We start from the raw sequence: 23,664 nt of genomic DNA, 5'->3' as shown, positions 1-23,664 counted from the left end.
AAAGATCGAAAAAATGGATCAGAACAAATTCGATTGTCTTATACACAAGAGTATAACACAAAAATTAGTTAAGTTTACCCTTCAAAGCAGCCAAAACTTCAAACGGGTTGTCCCGTTTTTCTTCAGCCACTTCTTCTACGGCAGGTTGATGCTTATGTTCACAAAACTCATGTTTAGGCGACAACGGCATCAACAATAACAGTTCATCTTCTATCAGCGCGAGTAAATCAGCGGTCGCCGGTGCATCATAATCACCTTTGGTCGTTGCTTCACTTTCACCTAGGACGATGAAATCAGCATCCTCATCCAAGCGCTCTATCAGTGACTCATCATCCACAAGTGCCAAATGGAACGATGAAACCAGTTCAATTTCTACAGTTTCCAGACAACGCTGGCATTCCATAGGAACTTTTGTTTCAACGTGACCATCTAGCCATGCAATACGATGATAGGCATCCATTGATAGCTTACAGTCTATGTTAATCAATTGATCATCAATTGATCCAACAGCTTCACGAGCGATACGAACAAAGCGGGATAAAGGCAGTTGACCTGACCATTTAAAGCCCTGTTCAGCCCATTTAAACGGCTCAATCTGTGCCGGAAAGGTATTTGCTGACATAATTAAGGCGGCAATTCTACAAATTCATCAGTACTCTGTCAAAGATTAAGATACAATTTTGTACTTATTTCGACAGACCATTTGGGTAACTCAAGTCATGCATCTGTTGCAGCCGCAAACAGAAGTGAATGTTTCATCACTCGTTAGCACAATTCCAAGCCTTGATTCTGACAGTTCAACACAACAAGTGCAACTCTCGCCATGGGCGAATTTATCGTCAGAAGCGCAGCAGGTGGACTGGCTCATCTTACACTTTAATCACTGGTTCTCCCATTTAAATGTCACTTTAGTGCGTGGCGAATTTGAACCAGAATATTTCCCTGCAAGTACAAACAGTCCTGCCCGGATCCAGTTTGCCCATGGTTTCTTTAATAGCGCTTTGCATGAAATCAGCCACTGGACCATTGCCGGAGACAAACGCCGCCTGCTGCCTGATCTGGGTTACTGGTATGCCCCGGATGGGCGGACCCGTGAACAGCAGGCTTTATTTGAACAGGTGGAAATCAAGCCACAGGCAATTGAGTGGATGTTTGCCCAGGCTTTTGGCCGTAAATTTCGGGTTTCTTTGGATAACCTGACTGGCGACGGCGGTGATGGTGCCAGCTTTAAAGATAATGTCTACGCTCAAGTACAGGCTTATTTTAATGGTACAGCCAAACTTCCATGTGATGCAGCGCGCTTTATCCAATGTATCTGTATCTGCATCAGAGGTGGCAAAAGTTTACAATCTGATGAATTTATACGTGAAATACTTGATTAAATTACACAAATCTACCTTTTTTATGATTGCCAGATCTTGTCTGAGCGCCACATAATAAGCCATTAGCCCAAGCTTGGAGTAGTCTCTATGCTGCATTTACGCGTACACCCCGACAATCCGCAACCCCGCTTAATCAGTCAGGCAGTGGAACGTATCCGTGCGGGTGATGTGGTGGTCTATCCCACTGATGCGGCCTATGCGATTGGTTGCCAGATTGGAAACAAGAGTGCCATGGAGCGGATTGCGCAAATTCGTGGTCTGGGCCCAAAGCATCAATATGCGATTCTGTGCTGTGATTTGTCCGATATTGCCACTTATGCCAAGGTGGACAATGCCATGTACCGTTTGCTAAAAAATAATACACCAGCCATCACGACCTTTATTTTACCTGCGACCAGCGAAGTCCCACGTCGATTGATGCATCCCAAGAAGAAAACCATTGGTCTGCGCATTCCGAATAATCCGGTGTGTCAAATGTTACTGAAAGAACTCGGTGAACCGCTGTTGACCTCTACCCTAATTTTACCGGGTCAGACTGACCCACTCGATGATCCTTATGATATTGAAATGCAGCTGGGCAAACGCATTGATGTTTTTGTAGATAGTGGTTTAGGCACCTTGAGCACGACCTCTATTGTAGATTTATCTGGTGATCATCCAGAAGTGATTCGTCGTGGTATGGGAGATGTCAGCGCCTTTGAATAAATGAGGTCTGAGAATTTCCTACAAACATTGAAGGAGTCAGAATAAATGGATTTATTTTACTTGCTCCTGAATCAGCATGAATTTTCTGTACAGGATTTCATCTATGCAGAACTGCCTTGGACACTGCAATCCAAGGCAGCCCTGGTCGAAGCACATCCTTCTCCCCATCTCACTATAAATATTGATCATACTGAGTACCAATTTTTCCTGACGTTGGCTCTAGTGAGACAGTTGTTGCAGATCTATTCAAACCAGAACGTATGCCTGGCAGAGACTTGCCAACGTATCATTGAATTTGCGACCAAGGAATACAATCATTCCTCACCATGAAAATCTAAAACAGCATATGGTGAGAGGTTGCAGTTCTATTCTTTTCAATTCGGCAGATATGCAGTGGCTGGCAAAGACAGTTTAGGAATCTGAACTACGTTCATAATGACGAACCGCAATGAAATTTGGACATTGCGATAGCTTCTGTTCATGATGCATGAGCTCTTCACCCAGTTTATTTTTCAGATACACATGAAAAACAATCTGATCTTCTTCCAGTACATTCAGCATCGCCGTACGTGCTTTGGGTTCCATGACTTTAAAGGAATTGATCGACTCACAAGACATGGCTTGCATATCCAGTTTAATCCGCTCATCCAGCTGGTCGCCCTCATAAGCCATATGCCGCATGTAAAAACGAATATTGGGATATTGGTCCAGCACACTAAAATCCATTTTCATGGCCTGCATGACAGGTCGGGCCTGTTCCGCAAAAGCTGAAAATCCACCTGATTTCAGTCCTGTGCGTGCTTCATCTTCAAGCTGCATAATCTGATATTTGGGGTAAGCCCAAAATCCCCCGAATGCGATCATCCCAATAACAACCAGAATAAGTGGCATACTTTCTTCACCTTTTTATTGATTTTTGTGATTCTTGACTATTTTTCGAGAGTATAGCGGTATTTTTGACCAAAAATTACGGGGAAATATTTTATTAATACTTATTAATTTTATGTTTTTTAATGGGAAATCCGTTTAAAAATCATTCGATATCTGCCAGCTAGCTTATTTACTCTTTTGAGGAGAATCACTGTATTGATCGAGTTTTGAAGTGAATCAACTGGCATCATCTACCAGATACGCTTAATTATGAGAGCCAATTTAAAGTGAAAATCACCGCTGCATTTCCCGCCCGGTTCTACCGTTTTTCTCGTTGCTATTTTTAAATCGTAGATAAATTCCATTATTTTTTTAAGTTTTTATGGCTTTGACGGCTTATTTAATTTATTTAAAGTTACTTTTCCAGTACAATGACAACGCTTAATCCTGTGCTTTTCTTTCGATCAGATACCGAAAATCAAGCCTTTGCATGCCTTTGAAAATTCGCGTGGCCTATAATTGTAATGACTCAAATTATCCATAACACTATGGAATCTGCTCCGCACATTCGGGTTCTGGATGAATGGCAGGATACAATTCCAGAGGATCTGTACATTCCTCCAGCGGCATTTGAAATCTTATTAGAACATTTTGAAGGCCCACTCGACTTTTTAATTTACCTGATTCAAAAAAACGGTTTTGATCTGTTACAGGTCGATATCGCGCCGATTGCAGCGCAGTATTTGTCTTATATGGACGCGATGAAATCCCTGAACATCGAGCTGACGGCCGACTATATGGTGATGGCAGCCTTACTGGCAGATCTGAAATCACGTTTGCTGTTACCTAAACCGAAAAGCCTGGCTGCGATTGAACAGGATCCAAAACAAGAACTGATTGACCGTTTAGAAAATTATTTAAGAATTAGACAGGCAGCAGAACGTCTGGGCCAGATGCCGATTCTGGAACGTGACACTTTCACGACCAATGTCAGTCTGGGTGAAATCCAGCAGCCGAATGAAGGCTATTCAAGCGATTTATTGCGTGATGCCTTGCTTTGTATATTTAACCGTCCTGAACCCGTGATTCATCAGGTACAACAGGAACCGGTACTGTTGGAAGAACGGATTGCCTATATTGAAAGTTGTATTGAAACTGGCGACGTACTCAGTTTCAAAGAGTTGTTAAAACCGAGCCAAGGCCGTATGGGTATGGTGGTGACCTTTATGGCGGTACTGGAACTGACCCGACAACAAAAAATTCAGATTATTGCTACAGGTATTGAAGCCCCGCTCGCGATTCAAGGAGCCAGCCAATGACACCCGATCAAAATACGCTGTTATCTGCAGAAGATAATCTGCATGAAGTATTGATGCAGCTTGAAGCCATTATTTTTGCCAGCGACTCTGCGGTTTCATTGGCTCGTCTGAAAGAAACTTTTCAGGATCGCTATAGCAAGCAGGAATTACGCCAGTATTTACAACAACTTTCCATGCTGATGCATGGTCGTTCAATCGAACTGATTGAAACAGCACAAGGTTATCGTTTTCAAGTGCGTGCAAAATATCGTAATATTATTGCACAGACCTGGCCTGAGCGACCGGCTCGCTTGTCGCCTTCATTACTGGAGACGCTTGCGGTGATTGCCTATCACCAGCCAGTGACTCGAGCGGATATTGAACAGATTCGTGGTGTCACGAATAACAGTCAAAACTTGCGTACGCTGTTTGACTGGAACTGGATTAAAGAGTCTGGATTTCGTGAACTCCCTGGAAGACCTGCGTTGTTAATGACAACGCCACAATTTTTAAATGCGTTTGGCCTGAATAGTTTGGGCCAATTGCCTCCCCTGCAGGATGCCAAGGAAGCTTTTATGGCCCTCGATGCGAATGCACCGAAGTCATAAATAGGTGAACTGTTGATAATTATTTCTAAGGTTATGCTGTCATGAGTGAAAAGTTGCAAAAGGTGCTTGCACGCGTTGGTTTGGGTTCTCGCCGTTATATGGAAGAAGTCATTGCCGCGGGTCGTGTAAGTGTCAACGGGCAAATTGCCCAAGTGGGTGAACGAATCGAACCAGGTGATGAGCTTCGCATCGATGGTCGTAAAGTTGCCTTCCAGATTGAAGACGAAATCCGTCGTCGTGTCATTATTTACTACAAGCCTGAAGGCGAGATCTGCTCACGTAGCGATCCTGAAAACCGTCCGACTGTATTTGAACAGCTGCCTGCTATTCCGGGCGATCGCTGGGTAATGGTGGGTCGTCTGGATATTAACTCGACCGGTCTGCTTTTATTCACAAATGATGGTGAACTTGCGAATCGCTTGATGCACCCATCGAATGAAATCGAACGTGAATATGCAGTTCGTGTCATGGGTGAAGTTACACCACAAATTCGTAACAACATGCTCAAAGGCGTGGTGCTAGACGATGGTCCGGCAAAATTCGAATCTTTCTCTGAACTCGGTGGTGACGGGATCAACCGTTGGTTCCAGGTGGTAGTAAAAGAAGGTCGTAACCGTGAAGTACGTCGTATCTTTGAATCACAAGGCCTGAAAGTCAGCCGTCTACTGCGTACCCGTTATGGTACTGTGATTTTGCCACGCGAACTGCGTACCGGTCGCTGGATTGAACTGGATAAAAACGATATCGACAACCTGACCAAAGCTGTGGAATTAAAGCCACGTCAAGGTACTGGCTTGTTTGGTATGGCGAAACGCCGTAACGAGCGTATGCAGGACAAACCGATGGCTGCACGCCGTGGTGGTTTCTTGCGTCAGCAACGTCGTGACAGCGATGAGCAACCACAAAATAATACTGGCCGTGAACGCCGTGATGACAATGCTTATGGTCGTCGTGACAGAGCTGAAAACCAGAATGGCACTCAGTTCGTTCGTCGTGAAAATCGTCCGGATCAAGGTTTCGGCCGCCGTGAAGAGCGTGATGAAAATGCACCGCGTCGTCCATATGGTGTCAACAAAGGCTTTAAAAAATTTTAATTAAGATAAATAAAAAAAAGTCAGGCACATTGCCTGACTTTTTTATGTCTTATGCATCAGGCACTTTGTGGAATCCCTTGCGGGATAGCACCGAGTAAACGCTTGGTATATTCATGCTGTGGCGATTGATACAGCTCATCTGAATTGGCGATTTCTACCAGTTCCCCATGATTCATCACCATGATCTGATCTGAAATATATTTTACTACCGACAAATCATGCGAAATAAAGATATAGCTCAGACCAAATTCATCCTGTAAGTCTTGCAGTAAATTCAGCACTTGCGCCTGTACTGATACATCCAGCGCCGAGACCGATTCATCACAGATTAAAATCTCGGGTTTTAAGGTCAGGCAGCGTGCAATTGCAATCCGCTGACGCTGACCACCAGAAAACTCATGCGGATAACGATAAAAAGCCTGTGCAGGCAAGCTGACCCTCTCCAACAAGTCTAAAGCCATTTGTTTGCGTTCGGCATCATCCTGACCAATCTTGTGAATCTGCATCGGTTCCATCAGGATTTGTCCAACAGTAAAACGTGGATTCAGCGAAGCATAGGGATTCTGGAATATGATCTGGATTTTACGTTGATACTGGGTAAATTCCTGTTCCGACATATCCAGAATATCCCGCCCCTGAAACAGTGCCTTACCACCTGTAGCCTGTTGCAGACGCATCAGTAATAAACCGATGGTGGTTTTACCCGAACCGGACTCCCCGACCAGCCCCAAGGTTTTTCCTTTGGCCAGCTGGAAAGAAACTCCTTTTACTGCTTGAAACTCATCTTTGCCAAACAGTCCTTTACGACTATAAAAAGATTTTTTCAGATCCCGTACATCCAGAATAATTTCCTCTCCGCCTTTTAGTCCACGTGAACGTTGCGGAAGCTGAGTATTCAGGCGGATATCTTCCAGCCAGGTTGAGCCATCCTGTTTCATAAAATCACTAATCATCGGCAAACGTAGCGGACGTTGCGAGAGTTGCGGGCGGCAGTGCAACAAGGCTTTGGTATACATGTCCTGAGGCCGGTCCAGCACCTCCCGAACCGGACCCTGTTCACGGATTTCCCCATGGCGCATCACAATAACCTGATCGGCAATTTCACCAACCAATGCTAAATCATGGGTAATAAACAGCATCGACATCTGGCGACGCTGACGCAGCGATTCCAGCAAGTCCAGAATCTGCTTTTGAATAGTCACATCCAGAGCGGTGGTCGGTTCATCTGCAATCAATAGTTTAGGCTCACAGGCAATGGCCATGGCAATCATGACGCGTTGCTGCTGTCCACCGGAAAGCTGCCCCGGATAGGCATCAATTTTAGTTTCTGGCGCAGGGATCCCCACTTCTTTGAGCAGTTCCAGGGTACGTTGCCGCGCCTGTTTTTTATTCATGCCCAAATGTAGTTGCAGGATTTCTGCAATCTGCATGCCTACTGTAAATACCGGATTTAGCGAAGACATCGGCTCCTGAAAAATCATGGCAATGTCTTTGCCACACATCTGGCGCATTTCACGGGTTTTAAGCTTGAGCAGGTTTTTCCCTTCAAAGATGATCTGGCTATCTTCTGAAATACGTGCGCTTTCTGCCGGAAGCAGGCCCATAGTGGCGAGGGAAGTGACCGACTTGCCACTCCCCGATTCGCCTACCAGTGCAACCGTGGTATTGGCCGGAATCTCGAAAGAAACTCCTTTTACGGTTTCAATATATTCTTTATTTTCACCTTTAAAACTGACTCGCAGATTTTCTACGCGAAGTAGCGCAGGTGCTGTGCTTGGAGTGATTTCAGACATCGTTGCGCTCCTATTTCAGTTTTGGATCTAATGCATCACGGAGTGCATCGGTAAACATCGAGAAAGCAGTTACCAATACCGCCATGGCGATTGAGGCTGCCGCCAGTTGCCACCATTTACCCAAAATCAGCTCGCTTTGTGCTTCATTTAGCATACTGCCCCATGACACTACCCCGATAGGCACACCGAAACCGAGGAAGCTCAAAATGACTTCGGACTTGATAAATGCCACCACCAGAATAGACATCTGTACCAGGGCAATATGGCTGACATTGGGAAAAATATGGACAAACATACGACGCATATTACTCACGCCAATCGCCTTGGCAGCCAGCACATATTCACGTGCCGTATGCTTCATGTATTCAGCACGAACCAAACGGAAGACCCCGGTCCAGCCAGTCAGACCTAAAATCAGGATGATTGATAAAATACCTTTCTGCTGTAACACTGCGGCAATGGCCAAAACCAGCAACAGATAGGGAATCGAGGTAAAGATATTATAGAACCAGTTTAGGACATCATCGACCCAGCCACCAAAGTAACCTGCTATTGCACCCAGTGCAGTCCCAATCAGTACAGCGACAAAAGCTGCAATCAGTCCAACCAGAATCGAGGTTTCAGCCCCCTTAATGGTTTTCTGTAAAACATCCTGACCCCATTTATCGGCGCCAAAGACCAGACTTTGCTTGAGTTCCCCACTTTCATCCATAAGCTGGCCGCCGAGCTCCTGATTAATGGCCTTCATGTCTTCTGCCAGCGGATCGACCACTCCATAATAATCGATGCCTGCACCTGCACCCTGCTCAGCAGCAATTTCAGCATTCAATTCAGCAATGACATCTTTTAAAGGATCAACTGGATTGACCGGTAAAGGCACAGATTCCGTGCCCTGCTCTGTATCAGATGCAACCGGAACTGGCGCTGCACTGATAAAACTCGGCGGTGCATAGCTGACCGCCACTTCTTTATTCCAGTCTTTGGCAATTAGGCCGCTCATTGACAGTACCAGCAGCAGCAGATAAAACAGCACCACATACAGGGAAAACATGGCAATCCGGTCACGTTTCAAACGGCGCATGGCCAGTTGCCATAATCCTGTTGAAGCCGATTCAGGTACTGCTTCAGCCGCTTGTTCTTTTTTAAATATCGCACTCAGCATAATTCACCTACTTCAACTGTACACGCGGATCGACCCATTTATAGATCAGATCGGCAATCAGGTTGAATATCATGGTCGCAGCAGCAACATAGACCGTAATGGCTTTAATCACAGGAAAATCGGAACGTTCTACCGCAATAATGACTTCACGGCCAATTCCAGGAATACCAAAAAAACGTTCAATCAGGAAAGCACCGATCAGCAGTGCCGGAAGTCCTGCCATGACATCGGTAATAATCGGAATCGAGGCATTGCGCAAGACATGCACGCCCATGATACGGTTTTCACCCAGGCCTTTGGCACGCGCAGTACGTACATAGTCCTGATTGACTTCATCCAGTACGAAACTACGATACAGGCGTAGTGTTGGTGCAATACTTACCACCAACATAATCAGCACAGGTAACAAGGCATATTTGAAAAGATTATCGGCGAAATTATCACTCCAGCCCTGTACCGGAAACCAGCTCAATTCATAAGCCAGGAAATACTGGAACACGATGATGTATACCAGAATACTGATCGACATACCGATCGTACACAGCATCATGATCATGCGATCAGTCAAAGAACCACGAACCGAAGCCACCCCCAAAGCCAAAATGATAGAAATAATAGTTTGCAGAATGGTCAGTGGAATCAAAATGGTCAGTGAGGGCCCCAAACGGGTAGTGATAATCTGTGCCACCGACTCCCCGGTGCTCCAGCTCACCCCATAATCAAAGGTTAAAATCTGCTTGATAAAGATCCAGAGTTGTACGTAATACGGTTGATCCACACCCAGTTGCTGACGGATGTTTTCAATCTGTTCCGCATTGGCCATTTTACCGGCCAGAATATAGGCAGGGTCTCCGCCTACCCAGTTAAACAGCAGGAATATCAGCAAAATCACCCCGAGCATGGTCGGGATCATTTGCCAAAGCCGTCGAATAATATATGCCAGCATCGCTTGTCTTCCTTAATTTTTTCCAGAGATTTCATTAAAGAAAGCTTTGCTGTCCGGATCACGACCCAAGAAGTCTTTCACCATTTGCTCGCCATGCTTTTGACCACCTTGAGCCAGGACCGTATTGCGATAATGCGCACCGACTTTCTTGTCCATCAGCTGATCGCCAAAGGAAGAAAGCATATCCAGGGCAATGACCTCAGACCACATATAGCTATAGTAACCTGCCTGATAGCCGCCCATCAGATGCCCGAACTGTCCCGGGAACTGCTGACCGTTAACATAACCCAAGGCAGTTTTACCTTCCATATCCTGCCAGAGTTTTAAAGGCTCAATGTTTTTTGCATCTTTACCATGCAAGGCCATATCATATTGGGCATATAAAGCCTGACGGGCATAATGCAGGCCTCGGCCGTAATTCTTCACATTCTTTAAGCGCTCGGTCATGGCAGCATCCACCCGAGGACATGCTGGCTCACAGTAATCTGCTACTTTTGACAAGGTTTCCAGACGACGTGCCCACTCTTCGTACATCTGTGACGGCGCTTCAACAAAGTCACGCTCTACCGAAGTACCAGATTGTTCTGTATAGCGGGTTTTCGATAGAATCCCGTGCAAGGCATGACCCATTTCATGCACAAAGGTTTCCAGTTCGTTGCTGTTCAAGCCCTTACGGTTAAAATTGGTCACCAGTACCGATACCGGACGACGCTGATTCAGGGTACTGCCGCCATAAGCTCCCCAGACAGCTGCATGCCCATATTTGCCTTCACGCGGGTATTTATCGACATATAATCCGCCCAGAAATTCGCCCGTAGCTTTGTCATGTACCGCATAATATTCCACTTCATCATGCCAGGCCTTAACTTTCACCGGCTTGAACTCAATGCCATAGAGTTCCGAAGAAATAGCGAATAACCATTTTTGCGATGCTTCTGTCGGGAAATAATCCCGCAATTTTTCCTGGTCTACCTTGTATTTGGCCTGACGCAGTTTTTCACTCCAGTAACCCTGATTCCAGCGTGTAATTTCTGCTTTCTCTAGTGGAACTTTTAAAGTTTCAGCCTTGAACTGGCGTAATTGTTCTACATCCTGCTTTTCTAGAGGTGCAACTTTGGCATAAACCTCATCCAGAAAACCGTTCACTGCTTCCGGAGTTTTGGCCATGCGGAATTCAAGTGCAGAATGGGCATAGCTTTCCTTGTCAAAAAGTTGTGCCATTTCATAACGCAGATCAATGGCCTTTTTCATGAATTGCAGGTTTTGTTCGGTCCCGCGACGCGTGTAAGCGGTCTGGTAGCGTTTGCGTGCTTCATCATTTTCTGCCAGCTCCATAAAAGGCTGATATTCCGGATAATCAAAGCCAAGCAGATAATCACCCTTTTCATTTTTCTTTAAATTTGCGATGTAACTTTCTGGCAGGCCTTTCATTTCAGCTGGAGTAAATTCAACCTTTTCAGGGTTATCCCGCACATTTTTGGAAAAGTCCTGTCCCAGTTTGGTACTTTCTTCAATAATTTCTTTCAATCGTTTCTGTTTTTCTGTACTGAGTTGTACCCCGGTGTTTTCAAACTGCTCCAGAATATCTTCTAAAAATTTCTGATCAATCGGATCACTGGCTTTCAGTTTTTTGAACTGTCCATACAGTTTCGGATTCTGATACAGGGTGGTCTGGTATTTGCTGATTTTAAGTTCACAGTCATCGGCTGCCTGACGCAATACAGGATCCGGATCGACATTACTGTACAGCCCTACTGCTGCACCGAAATCCCGGGCTTTGGCATGCAACTCATCCCATTCAGCCAGATAAGGCCCTGCCTTGGCTTTATTTTTAATTTTCTTATTTTCAAATATCTGGATATCTTTTTGCATGGAGGCCAGACTGGCATCACATAAAGACGGAATTTCTGCAGCCTTGAATAATGGCAGCAGCTGTACTTGGGTATCTGCCGCTACACCTTGATATCCCCCCATCATCATTAAACATAAGGTACTTAATTTTAAAGATTTTGATTTCATATTCATCTCCAGATTTTTTCTTACTTTTTCGTATTAATATCGATATACATCCATTCTGAAGACAGAATCGGATGGGACTTATGTCCAATAATTTGGGGTTGGGTCAAAGCGTTACGGTAGGTGCTATAGAGCATCAAGGTCGGCATGTTGACTTCCAGAATCCGGGTCATTTTGCGGTAGAGCAGATCACGCTCCGGTCCAGGCGGCATGCTCTGGGTTTGTTCGTATAGACGGTCGAATTCAGGATGCTTGAAACAGGCATTGTTGGTGACATTGATATTCTTGCCATAGAACAACTGCATAAAGTTGTCAGCATCCGGATAATCGGCAATCCATGCAGAACTCTTAAACATGGTTTTACATTGCTTTTCCAGCTTGATGCCTTCAGCAAATGGCATGGCCTTACTGGTCAATCGAATATGAATACTGTCCAGGGTCTTTTTCCAGAACTCACCCTGTTGCTGGCCCCGACTGGTATTCCCAGTAATCAGTTCAATCACCAGAGGTTTACCTTCAGGCGTCTTTCGCCAGCCATCTGCACCGATCTTGTAGTTATAGCGGTCGAGCAACATGTTGGCTGCTTTGACTGAATAGGGAATACTGCTTTTATAGGACGGTGAATAGCCTGCTACTCCTGGGGGAATAGGCATGTGCAGTTTTGCTCCATCTCCCTTAAGTAATACATTGATCATGTTTTCCACAGAAAATGCCATCGCCATAGCACGACGTAAGGCAATTTTTTCTGGCGCGAAACCACCCACGACTGGGTTTTGCATATTCCAGTAATGGTAACTAATGGAGGGCTCTAAAATACGTGACAGCTTCACTCCCTGCTGGGCCAGTTCCGGTTTTAATTTGTCACCATCGAGGGCCTGAACGACGATATCGCCCTCAATTTCGAGCAAGTCCAGTTCATTTTTCTTGAATGCCAGCATCCGTGATTGCGCTTCTTCAATAATACGCACATCAATAGTGCCGATTTGAGGCATTTTTTTGCCCTGCATGGCTTTTACAATAGCCTGATCTTCTGCACCACTGGCTTTAAAGTCCCAGACAAAACCACGATAAGCTGGATTTGGTTTTAAAATAATCCGTGAGCCGGGTGTCCAGCGGCTGAGCACATAAGGACCAGTTCCCACTGGCCTATTCATGACCCAACCCGCCTTGTCTTTATATTTTTCAATCACTTCACGAGCTACTGCAGCGGCAGGCCCATGTGCCAGCAACATCGGAAAGTTCTGATCCGGATTATTCAGCTTTAATACCAGGGTATAGCGGTCTGGGGTCTGAATACCTTCAAACGGATTTTCATAGGCTTTGCCATTCTTTTTGGTTAGGGCCATCCATGCGTCCAGCCCTTTAATTCGACCATCCAGCAACCAGCTGTTCGGTGAATGCAGCTTTGGGTCCAGTAGACGTTTTAAGCTATAAGCATAGTCATACGAGGTCAGTTCACGTTTTTTACCGCCGAAGACCGGATCATCGGCAAAGTAAATACCCTTTTTGATTTTGATGGTATAAGTCAAACCGTCTGCACTCACTTGAGGCAGACTTACTGCAGTCAAGGGTATCAGTTTCGCTGGCGAGGCCAGATAGTCATAGGTAAATAAGGTCTCAAAAATCGCGGCATTAATCTTGGCTGAATAACGGTCATGGATATAACCCGGATCAAAACCGGTTTCAGCCGCCGGAAATACTGTTTTTAAAACCTTATTCGGGTTGGCAGGATTGCTGGCCCATGTCGGTGCACTCCCTGCCATCATCAAACCAGCCATTAACACCCCACTGGCCAGTTTTTTTAAAGTATTTTTATTCACATTCATACTGGTTCTTAATCTTCTCAGGTTATTTTTTAACAGGTTCAATATCCATATATTGCCAAACTGCTCTGGTCACCGGATGGGCCTTAAAGCCCTGTACATGCGGATGAACCAACCAGTTACGTATCCGGGTATTGTGCAGAATCCACGGATTATCGGCCTCCATCTGGCGGTTCATCTGCTCATAATATGGCGTCCGCTGCTGCGGCGGCAGTTTCATCGCAGTCTGGTACAATGCGTCATAGGCTTTTGAGGTATAGCAACTCAGGTTGCCTTGCTGCGCATTTGGCCCATACAGTAACTGGGCAAAGTTTTCCCCTTCCGGATAGTCCGCAATCCAGGCTCCCCCCCACATCATATGCTTGCATTGGGTGGCTTCTTTTAAATTGTCAGCAAAATTACTGACCTTGAAATCAATTCGTACCCCGATCGCATCCAGATTCTTTTTCCATAATTCTGCAGAAATCACCGAAGAGCTTGAACTGGTTGAATTCATTTTTAGTGTCAAAGGTTTGCCATCGGGCAAGGTGCGGTAACCATCAGCGCCTTTCTTATAACCAAAGCGGTCAAGCAGTTTATTGGCCAGTAATGGGTTATAAGCAATACTGCTTTTATACTTCGAGTCATGTCCACCCACTCCCTCTGGCAAAATCATTTCAGCTTTATCGGCATGACCTTTGTACAGCTGCTGGATAGCTTCTTTCTGGTTATAGGACAAGGCAAGAGCACGACGTAAGGCAATTTTTTCCAGTGAATTTCCACCAATTAACGGATCACGCATATTCATGATGGTATAGGTAATTTCCGGTTCTTTATTCGGATAATGCAGGATGCCTTTTTTCTTGTATTCACTTTTCAGCTGCTTATTTTCCAGTGCCTGTTCGGCACCGCTCGCAGTGAGTTTGTCATAGTCCAGTTGTCCAGACTTTAAAGCCAGCCAGCGAGACTGTTCTTCTTCAATAATACTGATTTTGACCTTGCCAATTTGCGGCATCTGCTTGCCTTGCATGGCTTTGACAATACGTTGATCCCATTCGGAACCATCGCCCTTAAAGTTCCAGACAAAACCGCGATAATTCGGGTTGGCAGTCAGTTCAATACGGCTACGCGGCACATATTTGTGTAACTGATACGCCCCTGTTCCAACCGGATGCTGACCTGCCCGATGACCATAATGTTCGATCGCTTCCCGTGCGGTACCACTAAAAGCAACATAGGCCAGAATATATGGAAAATTCAGATCGGAACGGGTCAAGGTGATTTGTAAAGTATATTTATCTAGTGCTTTTAAACCGGGAATAGGCGCATCGTAGTTGAACTTGCCAGTTTTTTTAGCCTGCTGGATGACCTGATCTGCCCCAAGAATTTTTCCCTCAATAAAAGAAAAAGACGGAGAATGATTTGTGGGATCCATGATCCTTTGCATGGAGTAGATATAATCACGTGCCACCAGTTCACGCTTCTTGCCCTGAAATACAGGATCAGGACTAAAATAAATTCCTGGCTTGATTTTAAAGGTATAGACTTTGCCATCCTGTTCAACCTTGGGTAAGGATTCGGCGGTATTTGGTACCAGAATTGCCGGCCGCGCCAGATAGTCATAACGCAATAAAGGTTCAAAAATGGCTTCAGCAACGCTACCACTATAAAAATTATAGGTTTTGACCATATCAAAACCATCATCAGGTGCTTCGAAAGCCAAGTTTAAAACTTTATCCGGATGTGCAGATGATTTTGCCCAAGAGGCTTGCCCCGTAGTCATGGCCAAGGCCAAAATTGTCATGCTGAAAAGTGCTGATTTCAAATTTGTACCTATTCTTGATCTTGAAGTTTTATTGCTATAGGAAGTCTTTAACACATCATCCCATATTTGCTTCAATGGATGGGTCAAAGCTGGACAGATGGAATAAAATGAACAAAGCGAATTTCATGCCATCCTCGAAAAATAACGATTTTTTCCTGTTATTAACTCAAAAAAGCTTATTTTTATTAATCATTTAAAACATTATCAATAACATAATATTTTCCATGAATCATTAATTTAATATTTATTCTTAAAATCTAGCTCCAAGCCTAGTCTGCACAAAAATAACTCAACCCTGTTTCATCTTATTGCACTATTGTATACCTTTAGGTAAACAATAAATAAACACAAGTACTTGTATTATAAATAATTTATTTTAAAAAAATATTATATATTTTATGTAAAAATTATGCACCATGATTAAACTTTATTCAATTTCTCTTTCAGTTTTAGATTCCTTTCTTATTCATTAAATATTTATTTTTTACTTTCTCATGGTTTCCTATAGAGACTTTCTTCAGATTTTAAACCCCACTCTCTTAATTTTTCTTCATCAAAACTTAGTAAATCTCCAAAAAAATCAAATTAAATATAATTTTTTCAATCACTTAATATTTTTTAAAATTAATAATTTATAAGTTGGCATTCGCTTTGCTTAAGTCCTCCCAGCACTACTTCACATAACAAAAGGGTGAAAATTACGATGAAAATAAACAAACTAGTCGGATCTATGGGGGCTCCAACAGTTGGCAAGACAATACTCAAGTTAAGTACGCTTACCTTAAGTATGATGTGCTTGTCTTTGGCACATGCAGCCGATGAACCAGAAAACTCTGCCGCTCAACCTACCAAGGTTCAAAAAGTGACAGTGACAGGTTCATCTATTAAAGGAGTAGCTGCACAAAGTGCATCTCCTATTACTGTGCTTAAAGTCGAAGATCTGGTGAATCAGGGGGTCACCACGGTTGAAGAAGCCATTAATAAAGTAAGTGCTAACCAAGCTGGTTTTGCTGTTTCTCAAAATATTGGTAAAAGTAATACTTCAGGTTCTTCTGCCAACCTGCGTGGGATTGGTACTGATAAGACCTTAGTTTTATTAAATGGGCGTCGTTTGGCGAATAGCCCATTTAGTACTTCTGAAGTCAACCTGAATATTATTCCACTCGCGATGGTTGAGCGAATCGAGATTCTGCGCGATGGCGCTTCTGCGGTTTATGGTGCTGATGCAATTGCTGGGGTAATTAACTTTATTATCAAAAAAGAATACCAAGGTTTTGGTATTTCTGGTGGACTGCAAGCACCTGAAGAAAAAAATGGCGACAAATATGATGTCTCTATTTTCGGTGGTTATGGTGATCTGGATGAACAAGGTTTCAACGTTTACGGTGTAGTCGATTATCGTACTTCTGACATGATCATGGCCAAAGATCGTAAAGTCAGCCGTCGTGGTGGTTTGATTCCTGAACTCAACATGGCGATTGGTTCCGGTTCGGGCTTTCCTGCTAACTTGCAATCTTCAAGTCTAGGCATCGTTAACCCTTATATCAATCAGAACTGTAATAATGCCCCGAATATGTTTATCTCAGGTAGTCGCTGCCTGTTAAATACTCAAGCACTTATTGGCATTACCCCAGATGAAGAAACCTTTTCTGCTTTAGCCAAAGGTACATTCAAATTAACCGATTCATTAAATGCCGTTGCTGAATATATTTATACCGAAAGTGAAGTGACAACTTCAATTGCTCCAGATGTATGGGCTGGAACCCTTTCTATTCCAAATACCAGCAAATATTACCCTGGCCAAGGTATTACCCCAGGTATTGCGGGTCTTGCAGATTCAAGAGTCCCACTTTTTTTACGTTCACAGTCAGGTAACCGTGTTTCTCAATCAGTGAATGAATCAAACCGGTTCTTTGTCGGGATTGAAGGTGAAGTTGCAGGTTGGGATCTAAATGGTGGCGTAACCTATGCCAAAGGTGAAGCAACCGACAATTTCGTAAGTGGCTATCTGAACCAGAGCCAAGTTCAAGCTGCGCTCAATGATGGCACATTAAACCCATTTGGTCCTCAGGCAGCTGCAGATGCTGGAAAATGGTCAACCTTTGATGCAGTTGGTCCTACAAATATGGCAAGCCTGGATTCTACCACTGTAGATTTCACTGTCAGCCGTCCGATCTATGAACTTCCTGCAGGTGAAGTTGGATTTGCATTAGGCGGAAGCTTTACAACCCAGGACTGGGAAGCCAAAGTGAATGCTGATCTTGTTCGCCAGGTTCCAGGAAGTGGTATTGACCCGGACAAGCCTTCAAGCTCCGGTGACCGCGATATTACTGCAGTATTTACAGAATTGCACATTCCGATCTTGCCGAGTTTAGAAGCTCAACTTGCAGCACGTTATGATGACTATAGTGACTTTGGTGACACTTTCAATCCAAAAGTATCTCTACGTTGGGAACCGGTTAAAGAGTTAATGTTCCGTAGCTCTTATAGCACTGGATTCCGTGCCCCAAGTATGTGGGAAATCAACTCTTTACAAAGTGAAACCAATACTAGCACTAACTTCAATAACCCACGTTTTTGTGATGCTAACGGTCAACCGACCAGCACCCAATTTGCAGACCAATGTGGTATGCAGTTCAAGCGTAAACAAGGTGGTAACCCAGACTTACAGCCAGAAGAATCAACCTCTTTTACAGCCGGATTCGTATATGAACCAATCAAGAATCTGGTATTCACCGCTGATTACTACAATATTGACATTGAAGGTTTAGTCAGCTCAGTTACTCCTAATGACATTTTTAATGACCTTGATCGCTATGGCAATCTGATCGTTTACGCTCCAGATGGTCGTATCCAGTATTTAAATACAACTCTACAAAATATGGGTGGATTAAAAACTGAAGGGATTGACCTCAGCCTGAACTACTTAAGCCCAATGACAGCAACAGGCCGTTTTGGTTTTGGGATTGATGGTACCTATGTCATCAAAATGGATGAGCAAGAAGAACCAAACGGTGAATGGGAAGGGCTCGTCGGCATCTATGATGATCCTGCAGTCGTCCGCTGGAGACATATTGCCAATATCAACTGGTCTTATGAAGACTGGAAAATGAGACTAGAACAACAATATATCCGTGGTTATGAAGACTTTTCTCAAGAACGTGATGTAAGTGCCTATACGCTTTATAACTTTGCAGGCACCTATAGCGGATTCAAGAATTTAGAGCTAACTGCAGGTATTCGCAACATGTTTGATGCAGAACCACCTGCTTCTGATGCAACCAACAATGCTCAATATGGCTATGACCCTCGTCACGGTGATCCAATGGGCCGTACCTACTTCCTACGTGGTACTTATAAATTCTTTTAATTAATTACTTCGCAAACACTGCTGCCAAGCGGTGTTTGCGGTTTTCCCCGTTTAATTTTAGCCAAACAAAAAATAATGCTGCCTGTAACTAAAAAAATTTTCTCATCAGTGCACTATTTCCTGTTTGTCTTAAATTCTAGGAGTCATGATGGGCACAAAGTTTGAAGACTTAGAAAAAAACTCCGCCAAAAAACTGACTGGTATTGGGGTCGTTGTTTTTTTGCATATCCTGGTTGGCCTGGTACTCATGGCTGGTATGGCAAAAGACATTATTAAACCAACGGAACAGCCAGTTGAGCTAATGATTATTCAAGATATTAAGCCGCCTGAACCTGAGCCACCAAAAGAAACACCACCTGAACCACCAAAAATCGTGGAAAAAGTAGCACAAGTGCCTGAGGTGAAACCGGTTGAAAAAGTCGTTCCTGTACAGAAAACACTTCCAACACCAACCCAACCGACAACTGTTGCAGTACCTACTCCCGTTGCAGCGAGTCCTTCACCAAGTCCGGTAGCAGCACCGGCTCCAGTAGTCGCAGCCGCTCCAGCCCCAGCTCCTCCACCCGCTGGCGTAACTCGTGGTGTTTCACAAGGTGAAGCAGGTTGTAAACGCCCAGACTATCCACGTGATGCACTGATGAATGAAGAACAAGGTGAAGTCTTGATCTCTGTATATGTAAATACCACCGGCAAGGTCCAGGATGCCAAAGTGAAAAAGTCGAGCGGTAGTCGTGCGCTGGATCGTGCAGCATCCAAGGCCTTCAGCTTATGTACTTTCAAGCCGGCAATGAAAAATGGCGAACCGCAAGAATCTTGGTATGACATTCCATATGAATTTGTCCTTGACTAACAGATACAACAGATAAAGAAAAAAATCAGGAGATCCATGATGAAAAAATCACTAAAACCTTTAAAAAATATGACTGCTGCTGGTGTAATTGCCATGAGCACTTTATTACCTCTGCAAACAGTTTTTGCAGAACAGTCCGCTACCCCCAATACCAGTGCTGTCACTGAAACAGTGGTAACAACACCTGCAACAGCGGCTACACCGACCCCGCCACCACTGCCTGCTGAAGCTAGCGATGAAAAAGCTGGATACAATCCTTATGGCCTAGAAGCCATGTGGAAAGAAGGTGATATTGTTTCTAAAATCACTTTGTTTATTCTGGTGGTCATGTCGATCGGTACCTGGTACATCATGATCAGCAAATGCCTGCAACAAGGCAAGATTCGCAAACAGGCTAAGCAAGCTGAAAATACTTTCTGGGAATCATCTTCTCTAGATAATGCAACCGAGAATCTGGATGAAGCCAGCGTCTACCGTTTTATTGCGGAAAAAGGTATCAAGTCAACCAAAAATCATGGTGGCACATTACTTGAGCGTATTGATTTCAATACCTGGGTCACCATTTCGATTTCCCGTGCAATCGACAAAATCCAGAACCATCTGAGTGGTGGCCTGGCCTTCCTTGCGACAGTAGGTTCTACTGCGCCCTTTGTTGGCCTGTTTGGTACGGTTTGGGGTATCTATCACGCACTTACCGCGATTGGTGTTTCAGGACAAGCATCCATTGATAAAGTTGCCGGCCCAGTCGGTGAAGCACTGATCATGACAGCCATCGGTCTGGCAGTCGCAGTTCCTGCCGTGCTTGGCTACAACTGGTTAACGCGTCGTAATAAAGCGGTCATGGAAGAAGTCCGTACCTTTGGTTCTGATTTACACGCGGTATTACTCAGCGGTGAAATTACAACCAATAATTCTGTTAATCGTGACGTGAAGTAAGAGTGAGGCATCAGCCATGGGAATGATGGTCAATTCAAACGACAGCGATGATGAGGTAATTGGAACCATTAATACCACACCTTTGGTTGATATTATGCTGGTTCTGCTCATTATCTTCCTGATTACTGTACCGGTTGCCATTCATACCGTACCTGTCGATCTGCCTGAAGAAAGAAATGTACCGTATGAAACCAAACAGGAAAACATCCAGCTGGCTGTCAATAAAACTGGCGATATTTTCTGGAACGAAATTTATATTGCAGATAAAACAGTTTTACTGAGCCGTTTACAGGCAGAAGCACAGAAACGTCCGCAGCCTGAAGTGCATATTCGTGGTGATCAGTTAACACCTTATGAAGCAATTGATCAGGTGATTAGTACCACCCAACAGGCCGGTATTGGCAAAATTGCTTTTGTCACCACTCCGCCCGCTACACCTTAAGCACAAAGAAGGATTAAGTTTATGGGTATGAATGTTGGTTCAAATCAAGACGATGATGTGATGCTAGATGTCAACATGACACCACTGATTGATGTCATGCTGGTCTTGTTGATTATGTTTATTATCACAATTCCTTTGCCGAATAACTCGATTAATATCGATCTACCGAATGGAACGCCTCCTGTAACCGATGAAAAACCGCCTGAGCTGGTGGAATTACGTCTGGATGCACAAGGCAAGATTTTCTGGAATGAACAGCCGGTAGCAAATACCCAAGCTCTGGAAAACTTATTCAAGACAGTAGCGCAAAAAGCAGATCAGGATCAGATTAAAATCAAGGCGGATCGTGCCACTGAATACAAGCATATTGCGATGGTCATGGCGGCAGCTCAAAGGCTGGAGGTCAAAAAAATTGGCATTATGAGTAATAACAACTAAGTATTTTCAAGATATAAAAAACCCAGCATGTGCTGGGTTTTTTATTCATCCGGTTTTACATCTGTGACTGAATATAATTTTGCAGACCAATCAGTTCGATTAAGCGCAATTGTTTTTCTAACCAGTAAGTATGGTCTTCTTCGGTATCCGACATTTGCTGGCGTAACATATCACGGCTGATATAGTCACCTTTCTCTTCGCACAGTTTGATGCCCTGCGCCAGTTTTTCCCGCACATGATATTCAAGTTTTAGATCGGCTTTCAGGCAGCTCACCACATCCTCGCCAATCTCAACGTCATCGCGCTGCATGTTTGGCGTTCCTTCAAGGAACAGAACACGACGGATAATCGCATCCGCATGCTGGGACTCTTCTTGCATTTCGTGATCGATACGTTCAAAGATTTTGGTCAATCCCCAATCTTCATACATACGAGAGTGAATCAAGTATTGGTCACGAGCAGCCAGTTCGCCACCGATCAACATATTTAAATAATCTACGACTTCTGGATTTCCGCGCATTTGAATAACTCCCTACCTGTATTTTGCTATTATGGCGAAAAGCAATTGAATTTGCAAAGCTTAACCATGGTTAAATATTTGATTTTTATATAATTAAAATGAGAAGTACTTGCATTTACACTTTGTTCTTAATGAAATCCCATTTATAAAACAACACTTTGCACTTTCATTACGCTTGGCAATAACCTAAAACTGGCGAATAAACACATGCGTTAAAATTTGTAAATCTTAATTTTGACCAGACAGATTCATTCTTTTTGTATAAACATCACTGCATTGGCGTACTTCATGCTTAAATTTCGCTTATCATTCACACAAATTTAAAACAACAACGGTTCCGATATGACACATCCACAAACAACAGCGCCGGTTCTGGTTACCGGTGCATCGGGTTATATTGCCAGCTGGGTCATCCAGAAATTACTCACGCAAGGCTATACCGTACATGCCACGGTGCGCGACCTGAATAAAAGTAAGAGCTTTGCCCATTTAGAAAAAATTGCCGACAGCACTCCGGGAACTCTCAAGTTATTTCAGGCCAATTTATTAAGCCCGGGTTCTTTTGATCAGGCGATGCAAGGCTGTGAAATTGTCTTTCATATGGCCTCACCTTTTGTGGTCACCAACTATAAAGATGCAGTCAAAGATATTATCGAACCTGCGGTATTAGGCACTGAAAATGTACTGAATAGTGTCAATCAGACTGAATCAGTGAAACGCGTAATCGTCACATCGAGTATCGCATCCACTTATGGCGATGCCATTGATATTCTACAAACTGAGAATAACAGTTTTGATGAATCATGCTGGAATACCACCAGTTCGGCCACGCATCAGCCTTATCCTTATTCCAAAGTCATGGCAGAGCGTAAAGCCTGGGAAATGGCTGAAGCACAGGATCGCTGGGATCTGGTCTGTATCAATCCTGCACTGGTTTTTGGTCAATCCTTAACCCCAAATACCCAATCCGGCAGTGTGGAAGTCCTGCAACAGTTTGCCAACGGCATGACCCTGCTTGGCGTTCCACCGATGTGGAATGGCGTGGTCGATGTTCAGGATGTCGCTGAAGCGCATATCCGTGCTGCGTTTAATCCGCAAGCGCATGGCCGTTATATCATTTGCAGTGAAAGCTTGAGCCTGCTGGAAATGGGCCAAATTCTGCGGGCGCATTTTGGTAATAAATTTCCGTTCCCACGCAATCAATTGCCGAAGGCAGCTTTCAAACTGTTCGGGCCTGTAGCAGGTTTTAGCCGCAAATTTGTAGAGCTAAATATGGGTTATCCAATTTTCTTTAATGCCCAGAAAAGTAAAAATGAGCTCGGCATTGAGTATCGTCCGGTGAAAGAAAGTCTGGTTGAACATTTCCAGCAGCTACTCGATGATGGTGTTGTGAAAAAATATATTCCTTAATCTTTTTATGCAAAAAGCCACCCGAAGGTGTAATGCCAGTCAGTTAAGAAATTGACTGGCATTTTCTTGGGTATTTCTGCGGTTTTCCTTTCACAACTCGTGGGCAACTTCTAACCCTTCTCTCAGGCAAAACATACCTCCTCGATTTCTCCAGTAAACTTTCTAGATGTTTAGGTAAATTCCCTGCGGAGTCTAAA

Annotated in this window: 21 protein-coding genes; 12 read left to right on the top strand and 9 right to left on the bottom strand. The window is 44.1% G+C overall.

Annotated elements, in window-relative coordinates; translation table 11 throughout:
• Positions 1 to 64: 64 nt before the first annotated feature.
• Positions 65 to 622, bottom strand: coding sequence for a YceD family protein (locus tag F893_RS05925; protein ID WP_004279226.1), 558 nt, complete (start codon positions 620 to 622; stop codon positions 65 to 67).
• A gap of 97 nt (positions 623 to 719) precedes the next feature.
• On the opposite strand from F893_RS05925, the gene F893_RS05920 reads away from it, so the two are divergent.
• The 3 genes from F893_RS05920 (at position 720) to F893_RS05910 (ending at position 2,417) form a co-directional block, all read left to right on the top strand.
• Positions 720 to 1,382, top strand: coding sequence for an elongation factor P hydroxylase (locus F893_RS05920; RefSeq protein ID WP_004279225.1), 663 nt, complete (start codon positions 720 to 722; stop codon positions 1,380 to 1,382).
• Between the two features lie 87 nt (positions 1,383 to 1,469).
• On the top strand, positions 1,470 to 2,087 hold the full coding sequence (locus tag F893_RS05915; RefSeq protein ID WP_004646095.1) for an L-threonylcarbamoyladenylate synthase: 618 nt from the start codon (positions 1,470 to 1,472) through the stop codon (positions 2,085 to 2,087).
• 45 nt (positions 2,088 to 2,132) lie between these two features.
• On the top strand, positions 2,133 to 2,417 hold the full coding sequence (locus F893_RS05910; RefSeq protein ID WP_005251102.1) for a hypothetical protein: 285 nt from the start codon (positions 2,133 to 2,135) through the stop codon (positions 2,415 to 2,417).
• 81 nt (positions 2,418 to 2,498) lie between these two features.
• On the opposite strand, the gene F893_RS05905 is transcribed toward F893_RS05910, so the two are convergent.
• Positions 2,499 to 2,978, bottom strand: a complete 480-nt coding sequence (locus tag F893_RS05905; protein ID WP_005251100.1) for a hypothetical protein — start codon at positions 2,976 to 2,978, stop codon at positions 2,499 to 2,501.
• A gap of 503 nt (positions 2,979 to 3,481) precedes the next feature.
• Between F893_RS05905 and F893_RS05900 the strand changes: the two genes are divergently transcribed.
• The 3 genes from F893_RS05900 to rluB are packed head-to-tail and all read left to right on the top strand — an operon-like array spanning position 3,482 to position 5,957.
• Entirely contained in the window at positions 3,482 to 4,276 is a 795-nt protein-coding gene (locus tag F893_RS05900) for a segregation and condensation protein A (RefSeq protein ID WP_005251098.1), read from the top strand.
• The gene (scpB, locus tag F893_RS05895) at positions 4,273 to 4,863 is read left to right on the top strand and encodes an SMC-Scp complex subunit ScpB (protein ID WP_005251096.1); all 591 of its coding nucleotides are present in this window, start codon (positions 4,273 to 4,275) and stop codon (positions 4,861 to 4,863) included. Before F893_RS05900 ends, scpB begins: the two co-directional genes overlap by 4 nt.
• 41 nt (positions 4,864 to 4,904) lie before the next feature.
• Positions 4,905 to 5,957: a 23S rRNA pseudouridine(2605) synthase RluB gene (gene rluB / locus F893_RS05890; RefSeq protein ID WP_005107723.1), complete on the top strand. Its 1,053-nt coding sequence runs from the start codon at positions 4,905 to 4,907 to the stop codon at positions 5,955 to 5,957.
• A 56-nt stretch (positions 5,958 to 6,013) separates the two neighbouring features.
• On the opposite strand, the gene F893_RS05885 is transcribed toward rluB, so the two are convergent.
• From F893_RS05885 to F893_RS05860, 6 genes are read right to left on the bottom strand one after another with little or no spacing between them, the layout of a single operon-like run.
• Positions 6,014 to 7,750: an ABC transporter ATP-binding protein gene (locus F893_RS05885; protein WP_005251094.1), complete on the bottom strand. Its 1,737-nt coding sequence runs from the start codon at positions 7,748 to 7,750 to the stop codon at positions 6,014 to 6,016.
• 10 nt (positions 7,751 to 7,760) lie between these two features.
• The gene (locus F893_RS05880) at positions 7,761 to 8,912 is read right to left on the bottom strand and encodes an ABC transporter permease (RefSeq protein WP_005251093.1); all 1,152 of its coding nucleotides are present in this window, start codon (positions 8,910 to 8,912) and stop codon (positions 7,761 to 7,763) included.
• Between the two features lie 7 nt (positions 8,913 to 8,919).
• A complete protein-coding gene (locus F893_RS05875) occupies positions 8,920 to 9,858 on the bottom strand; it encodes an ABC transporter permease (RefSeq protein WP_004279216.1) in 939 nt (312 codons plus the stop codon).
• 12 nt (positions 9,859 to 9,870) lie between these two features.
• Positions 9,871 to 11,877: a M3 family metallopeptidase gene (locus F893_RS05870; protein ID WP_005251091.1), complete on the bottom strand. Its 2,007-nt coding sequence runs from the start codon at positions 11,875 to 11,877 to the stop codon at positions 9,871 to 9,873.
• A gap of 20 nt (positions 11,878 to 11,897) precedes the next feature.
• Positions 11,898 to 13,700, bottom strand: coding sequence for an ABC transporter substrate-binding protein (locus F893_RS05865; protein ID WP_005251088.1), 1,803 nt, complete (start codon positions 13,698 to 13,700; stop codon positions 11,898 to 11,900).
• Positions 13,701 to 13,722: 22 nt separating this feature from the next.
• Positions 13,723 to 15,480, bottom strand: coding sequence for an ABC transporter substrate-binding protein (locus tag F893_RS05860; RefSeq protein ID WP_005251087.1), 1,758 nt, complete (start codon positions 15,478 to 15,480; stop codon positions 13,723 to 13,725).
• Positions 15,481 to 16,204: 724 nt separating this feature from the next.
• Between F893_RS05860 and F893_RS05855 the strand changes: the two genes are divergently transcribed.
• From F893_RS05855 to F893_RS05835, 5 genes are all read left to right on the top strand, one after another.
• The gene (locus F893_RS05855; protein WP_005251078.1) at positions 16,205 to 18,871 is read left to right on the top strand and encodes a TonB-dependent receptor; all 2,667 of its coding nucleotides are present in this window, start codon (positions 16,205 to 16,207) and stop codon (positions 18,869 to 18,871) included.
• Between the two features lie 148 nt (positions 18,872 to 19,019).
• Positions 19,020 to 19,721 carry an energy transducer TonB gene (locus F893_RS05850; RefSeq protein ID WP_004646084.1) on the top strand — a complete coding sequence of 234 codons (702 nt, stop codon included), beginning with the start codon at positions 19,020 to 19,022 and terminating at the stop codon, positions 19,719 to 19,721.
• Positions 19,722 to 19,757: 36 nt separating this feature from the next.
• Positions 19,758 to 20,657, top strand: coding sequence for a MotA/TolQ/ExbB proton channel family protein (locus F893_RS05845; protein ID WP_155757262.1), 900 nt, complete (start codon positions 19,758 to 19,760; stop codon positions 20,655 to 20,657).
• A gap of 16 nt (positions 20,658 to 20,673) precedes the next feature.
• Complete coding sequence (locus F893_RS05840) at positions 20,674 to 21,099, top strand: ExbD/TolR family protein (RefSeq protein WP_005251074.1); 426 nt, start codon at positions 20,674 to 20,676, stop codon at positions 21,097 to 21,099.
• A gap of 21 nt (positions 21,100 to 21,120) precedes the next feature.
• On the top strand, positions 21,121 to 21,537 hold the full coding sequence (locus F893_RS05835) for an ExbD/TolR family protein (RefSeq protein ID WP_004279208.1): 417 nt from the start codon (positions 21,121 to 21,123) through the stop codon (positions 21,535 to 21,537).
• 55 nt (positions 21,538 to 21,592) lie between these two features.
• Here F893_RS05835 and ftn read toward each other — a convergent pair whose 3' ends face one another.
• Positions 21,593 to 22,057, bottom strand: a complete 465-nt coding sequence (gene ftn, locus F893_RS05830) for a heteropolymeric bacterioferritin subunit Ftn (protein ID WP_004279207.1) — start codon at positions 22,055 to 22,057, stop codon at positions 21,593 to 21,595.
• Between the two features lie 342 nt (positions 22,058 to 22,399).
• Between ftn and F893_RS05825 the strand changes: the two genes are divergently transcribed.
• Positions 22,400 to 23,467, top strand: coding sequence for an SDR family oxidoreductase (locus tag F893_RS05825; RefSeq protein ID WP_005251071.1), 1,068 nt, complete (start codon positions 22,400 to 22,402; stop codon positions 23,465 to 23,467).
• Positions 23,468 to 23,664 lie beyond the last annotated feature (197 nt).

The organism is Acinetobacter sp. CIP 102136 (genome assembly GCF_000369685.1).
Taxonomy (GTDB): Bacteria; Pseudomonadota; Gammaproteobacteria; order Pseudomonadales; family Moraxellaceae; genus Acinetobacter; species Acinetobacter fasciculus.
This window is presented reverse-complemented; position numbering and strand designations above follow the sequence as displayed.

Bases quoted from the DNA above. Each gene is read 5' to 3' on its own strand.
- F893_RS05825 (WP_005251071.1), top strand. From the start codon at position 22,400: ATGACACATCCACAAACAACAGCGCCGGTTCTGGTTACCGGTGCATCG.
- F893_RS05835 (WP_004279208.1), top strand. From the start codon at position 21,121: ATGGGTATGAATGTTGGTTCAAATCAAGACGATGATGTGATGCTAGAT.
- F893_RS05915 (WP_004646095.1), top strand. From the start codon at position 1,470: ATGCTGCATTTACGCGTACACCCCGACAATCCGCAACCCCGCTTAATC.
- scpB (WP_005251096.1), top strand. From the start codon at position 4,273: ATGACACCCGATCAAAATACGCTGTTATCTGCAGAAGATAATCTGCAT.
- F893_RS05925 (WP_004279226.1), bottom strand. From the start codon at position 622: ATGTCAGCAAATACCTTTCCGGCACAGATTGAGCCGTTTAAATGGGCT.
- F893_RS05910 (WP_005251102.1), top strand. From the start codon at position 2,133: ATGGATTTATTTTACTTGCTCCTGAATCAGCATGAATTTTCTGTACAG.
- F893_RS05885 (WP_005251094.1), bottom strand. From the start codon at position 7,750: ATGTCTGAAATCACTCCAAGCACAGCACCTGCGCTACTTCGCGTAGAA.
- F893_RS05855 (WP_005251078.1), top strand. From the start codon at position 16,205: ATGAAAATAAACAAACTAGTCGGATCTATGGGGGCTCCAACAGTTGGC.
- F893_RS05905 (WP_005251100.1), bottom strand. From the start codon at position 2,978: ATGCCACTTATTCTGGTTGTTATTGGGATGATCGCATTCGGGGGATTT.
- rluB (WP_005107723.1), top strand. From the start codon at position 4,905: ATGAGTGAAAAGTTGCAAAAGGTGCTTGCACGCGTTGGTTTGGGTTCT.
- F893_RS05860 (WP_005251087.1), bottom strand. From the start codon at position 15,480: ATGACAATTTTGGCCTTGGCCATGACTACGGGGCAAGCCTCTTGGGCA.
- F893_RS05870 (WP_005251091.1), bottom strand. From the start codon at position 11,877: ATGAAATCAAAATCTTTAAAATTAAGTACCTTATGTTTAATGATGATG.
- F893_RS05840 (WP_005251074.1), top strand. From the start codon at position 20,674: ATGGGAATGATGGTCAATTCAAACGACAGCGATGATGAGGTAATTGGA.
- F893_RS05865 (WP_005251088.1), bottom strand. From the start codon at position 13,700: ATGAATGTGAATAAAAATACTTTAAAAAAACTGGCCAGTGGGGTGTTA.
- F893_RS05850 (WP_004646084.1), top strand. From the start codon at position 19,020: ATGGGCACAAAGTTTGAAGACTTAGAAAAAAACTCCGCCAAAAAACTG.
- F893_RS05875 (WP_004279216.1), bottom strand. From the start codon at position 9,858: ATGCTGGCATATATTATTCGACGGCTTTGGCAAATGATCCCGACCATG.
- ftn (WP_004279207.1), bottom strand. From the start codon at position 22,057: ATGCGCGGAAATCCAGAAGTCGTAGATTATTTAAATATGTTGATCGGT.
- F893_RS05920 (WP_004279225.1), top strand. From the start codon at position 720: ATGCATCTGTTGCAGCCGCAAACAGAAGTGAATGTTTCATCACTCGTT.
- F893_RS05900 (WP_005251098.1), top strand. From the start codon at position 3,482: ATGACTCAAATTATCCATAACACTATGGAATCTGCTCCGCACATTCGG.
- F893_RS05845 (WP_155757262.1), top strand. From the start codon at position 19,758: ATGATGAAAAAATCACTAAAACCTTTAAAAAATATGACTGCTGCTGGT.
- F893_RS05880 (WP_005251093.1), bottom strand. From the start codon at position 8,912: ATGCTGAGTGCGATATTTAAAAAAGAACAAGCGGCTGAAGCAGTACCT.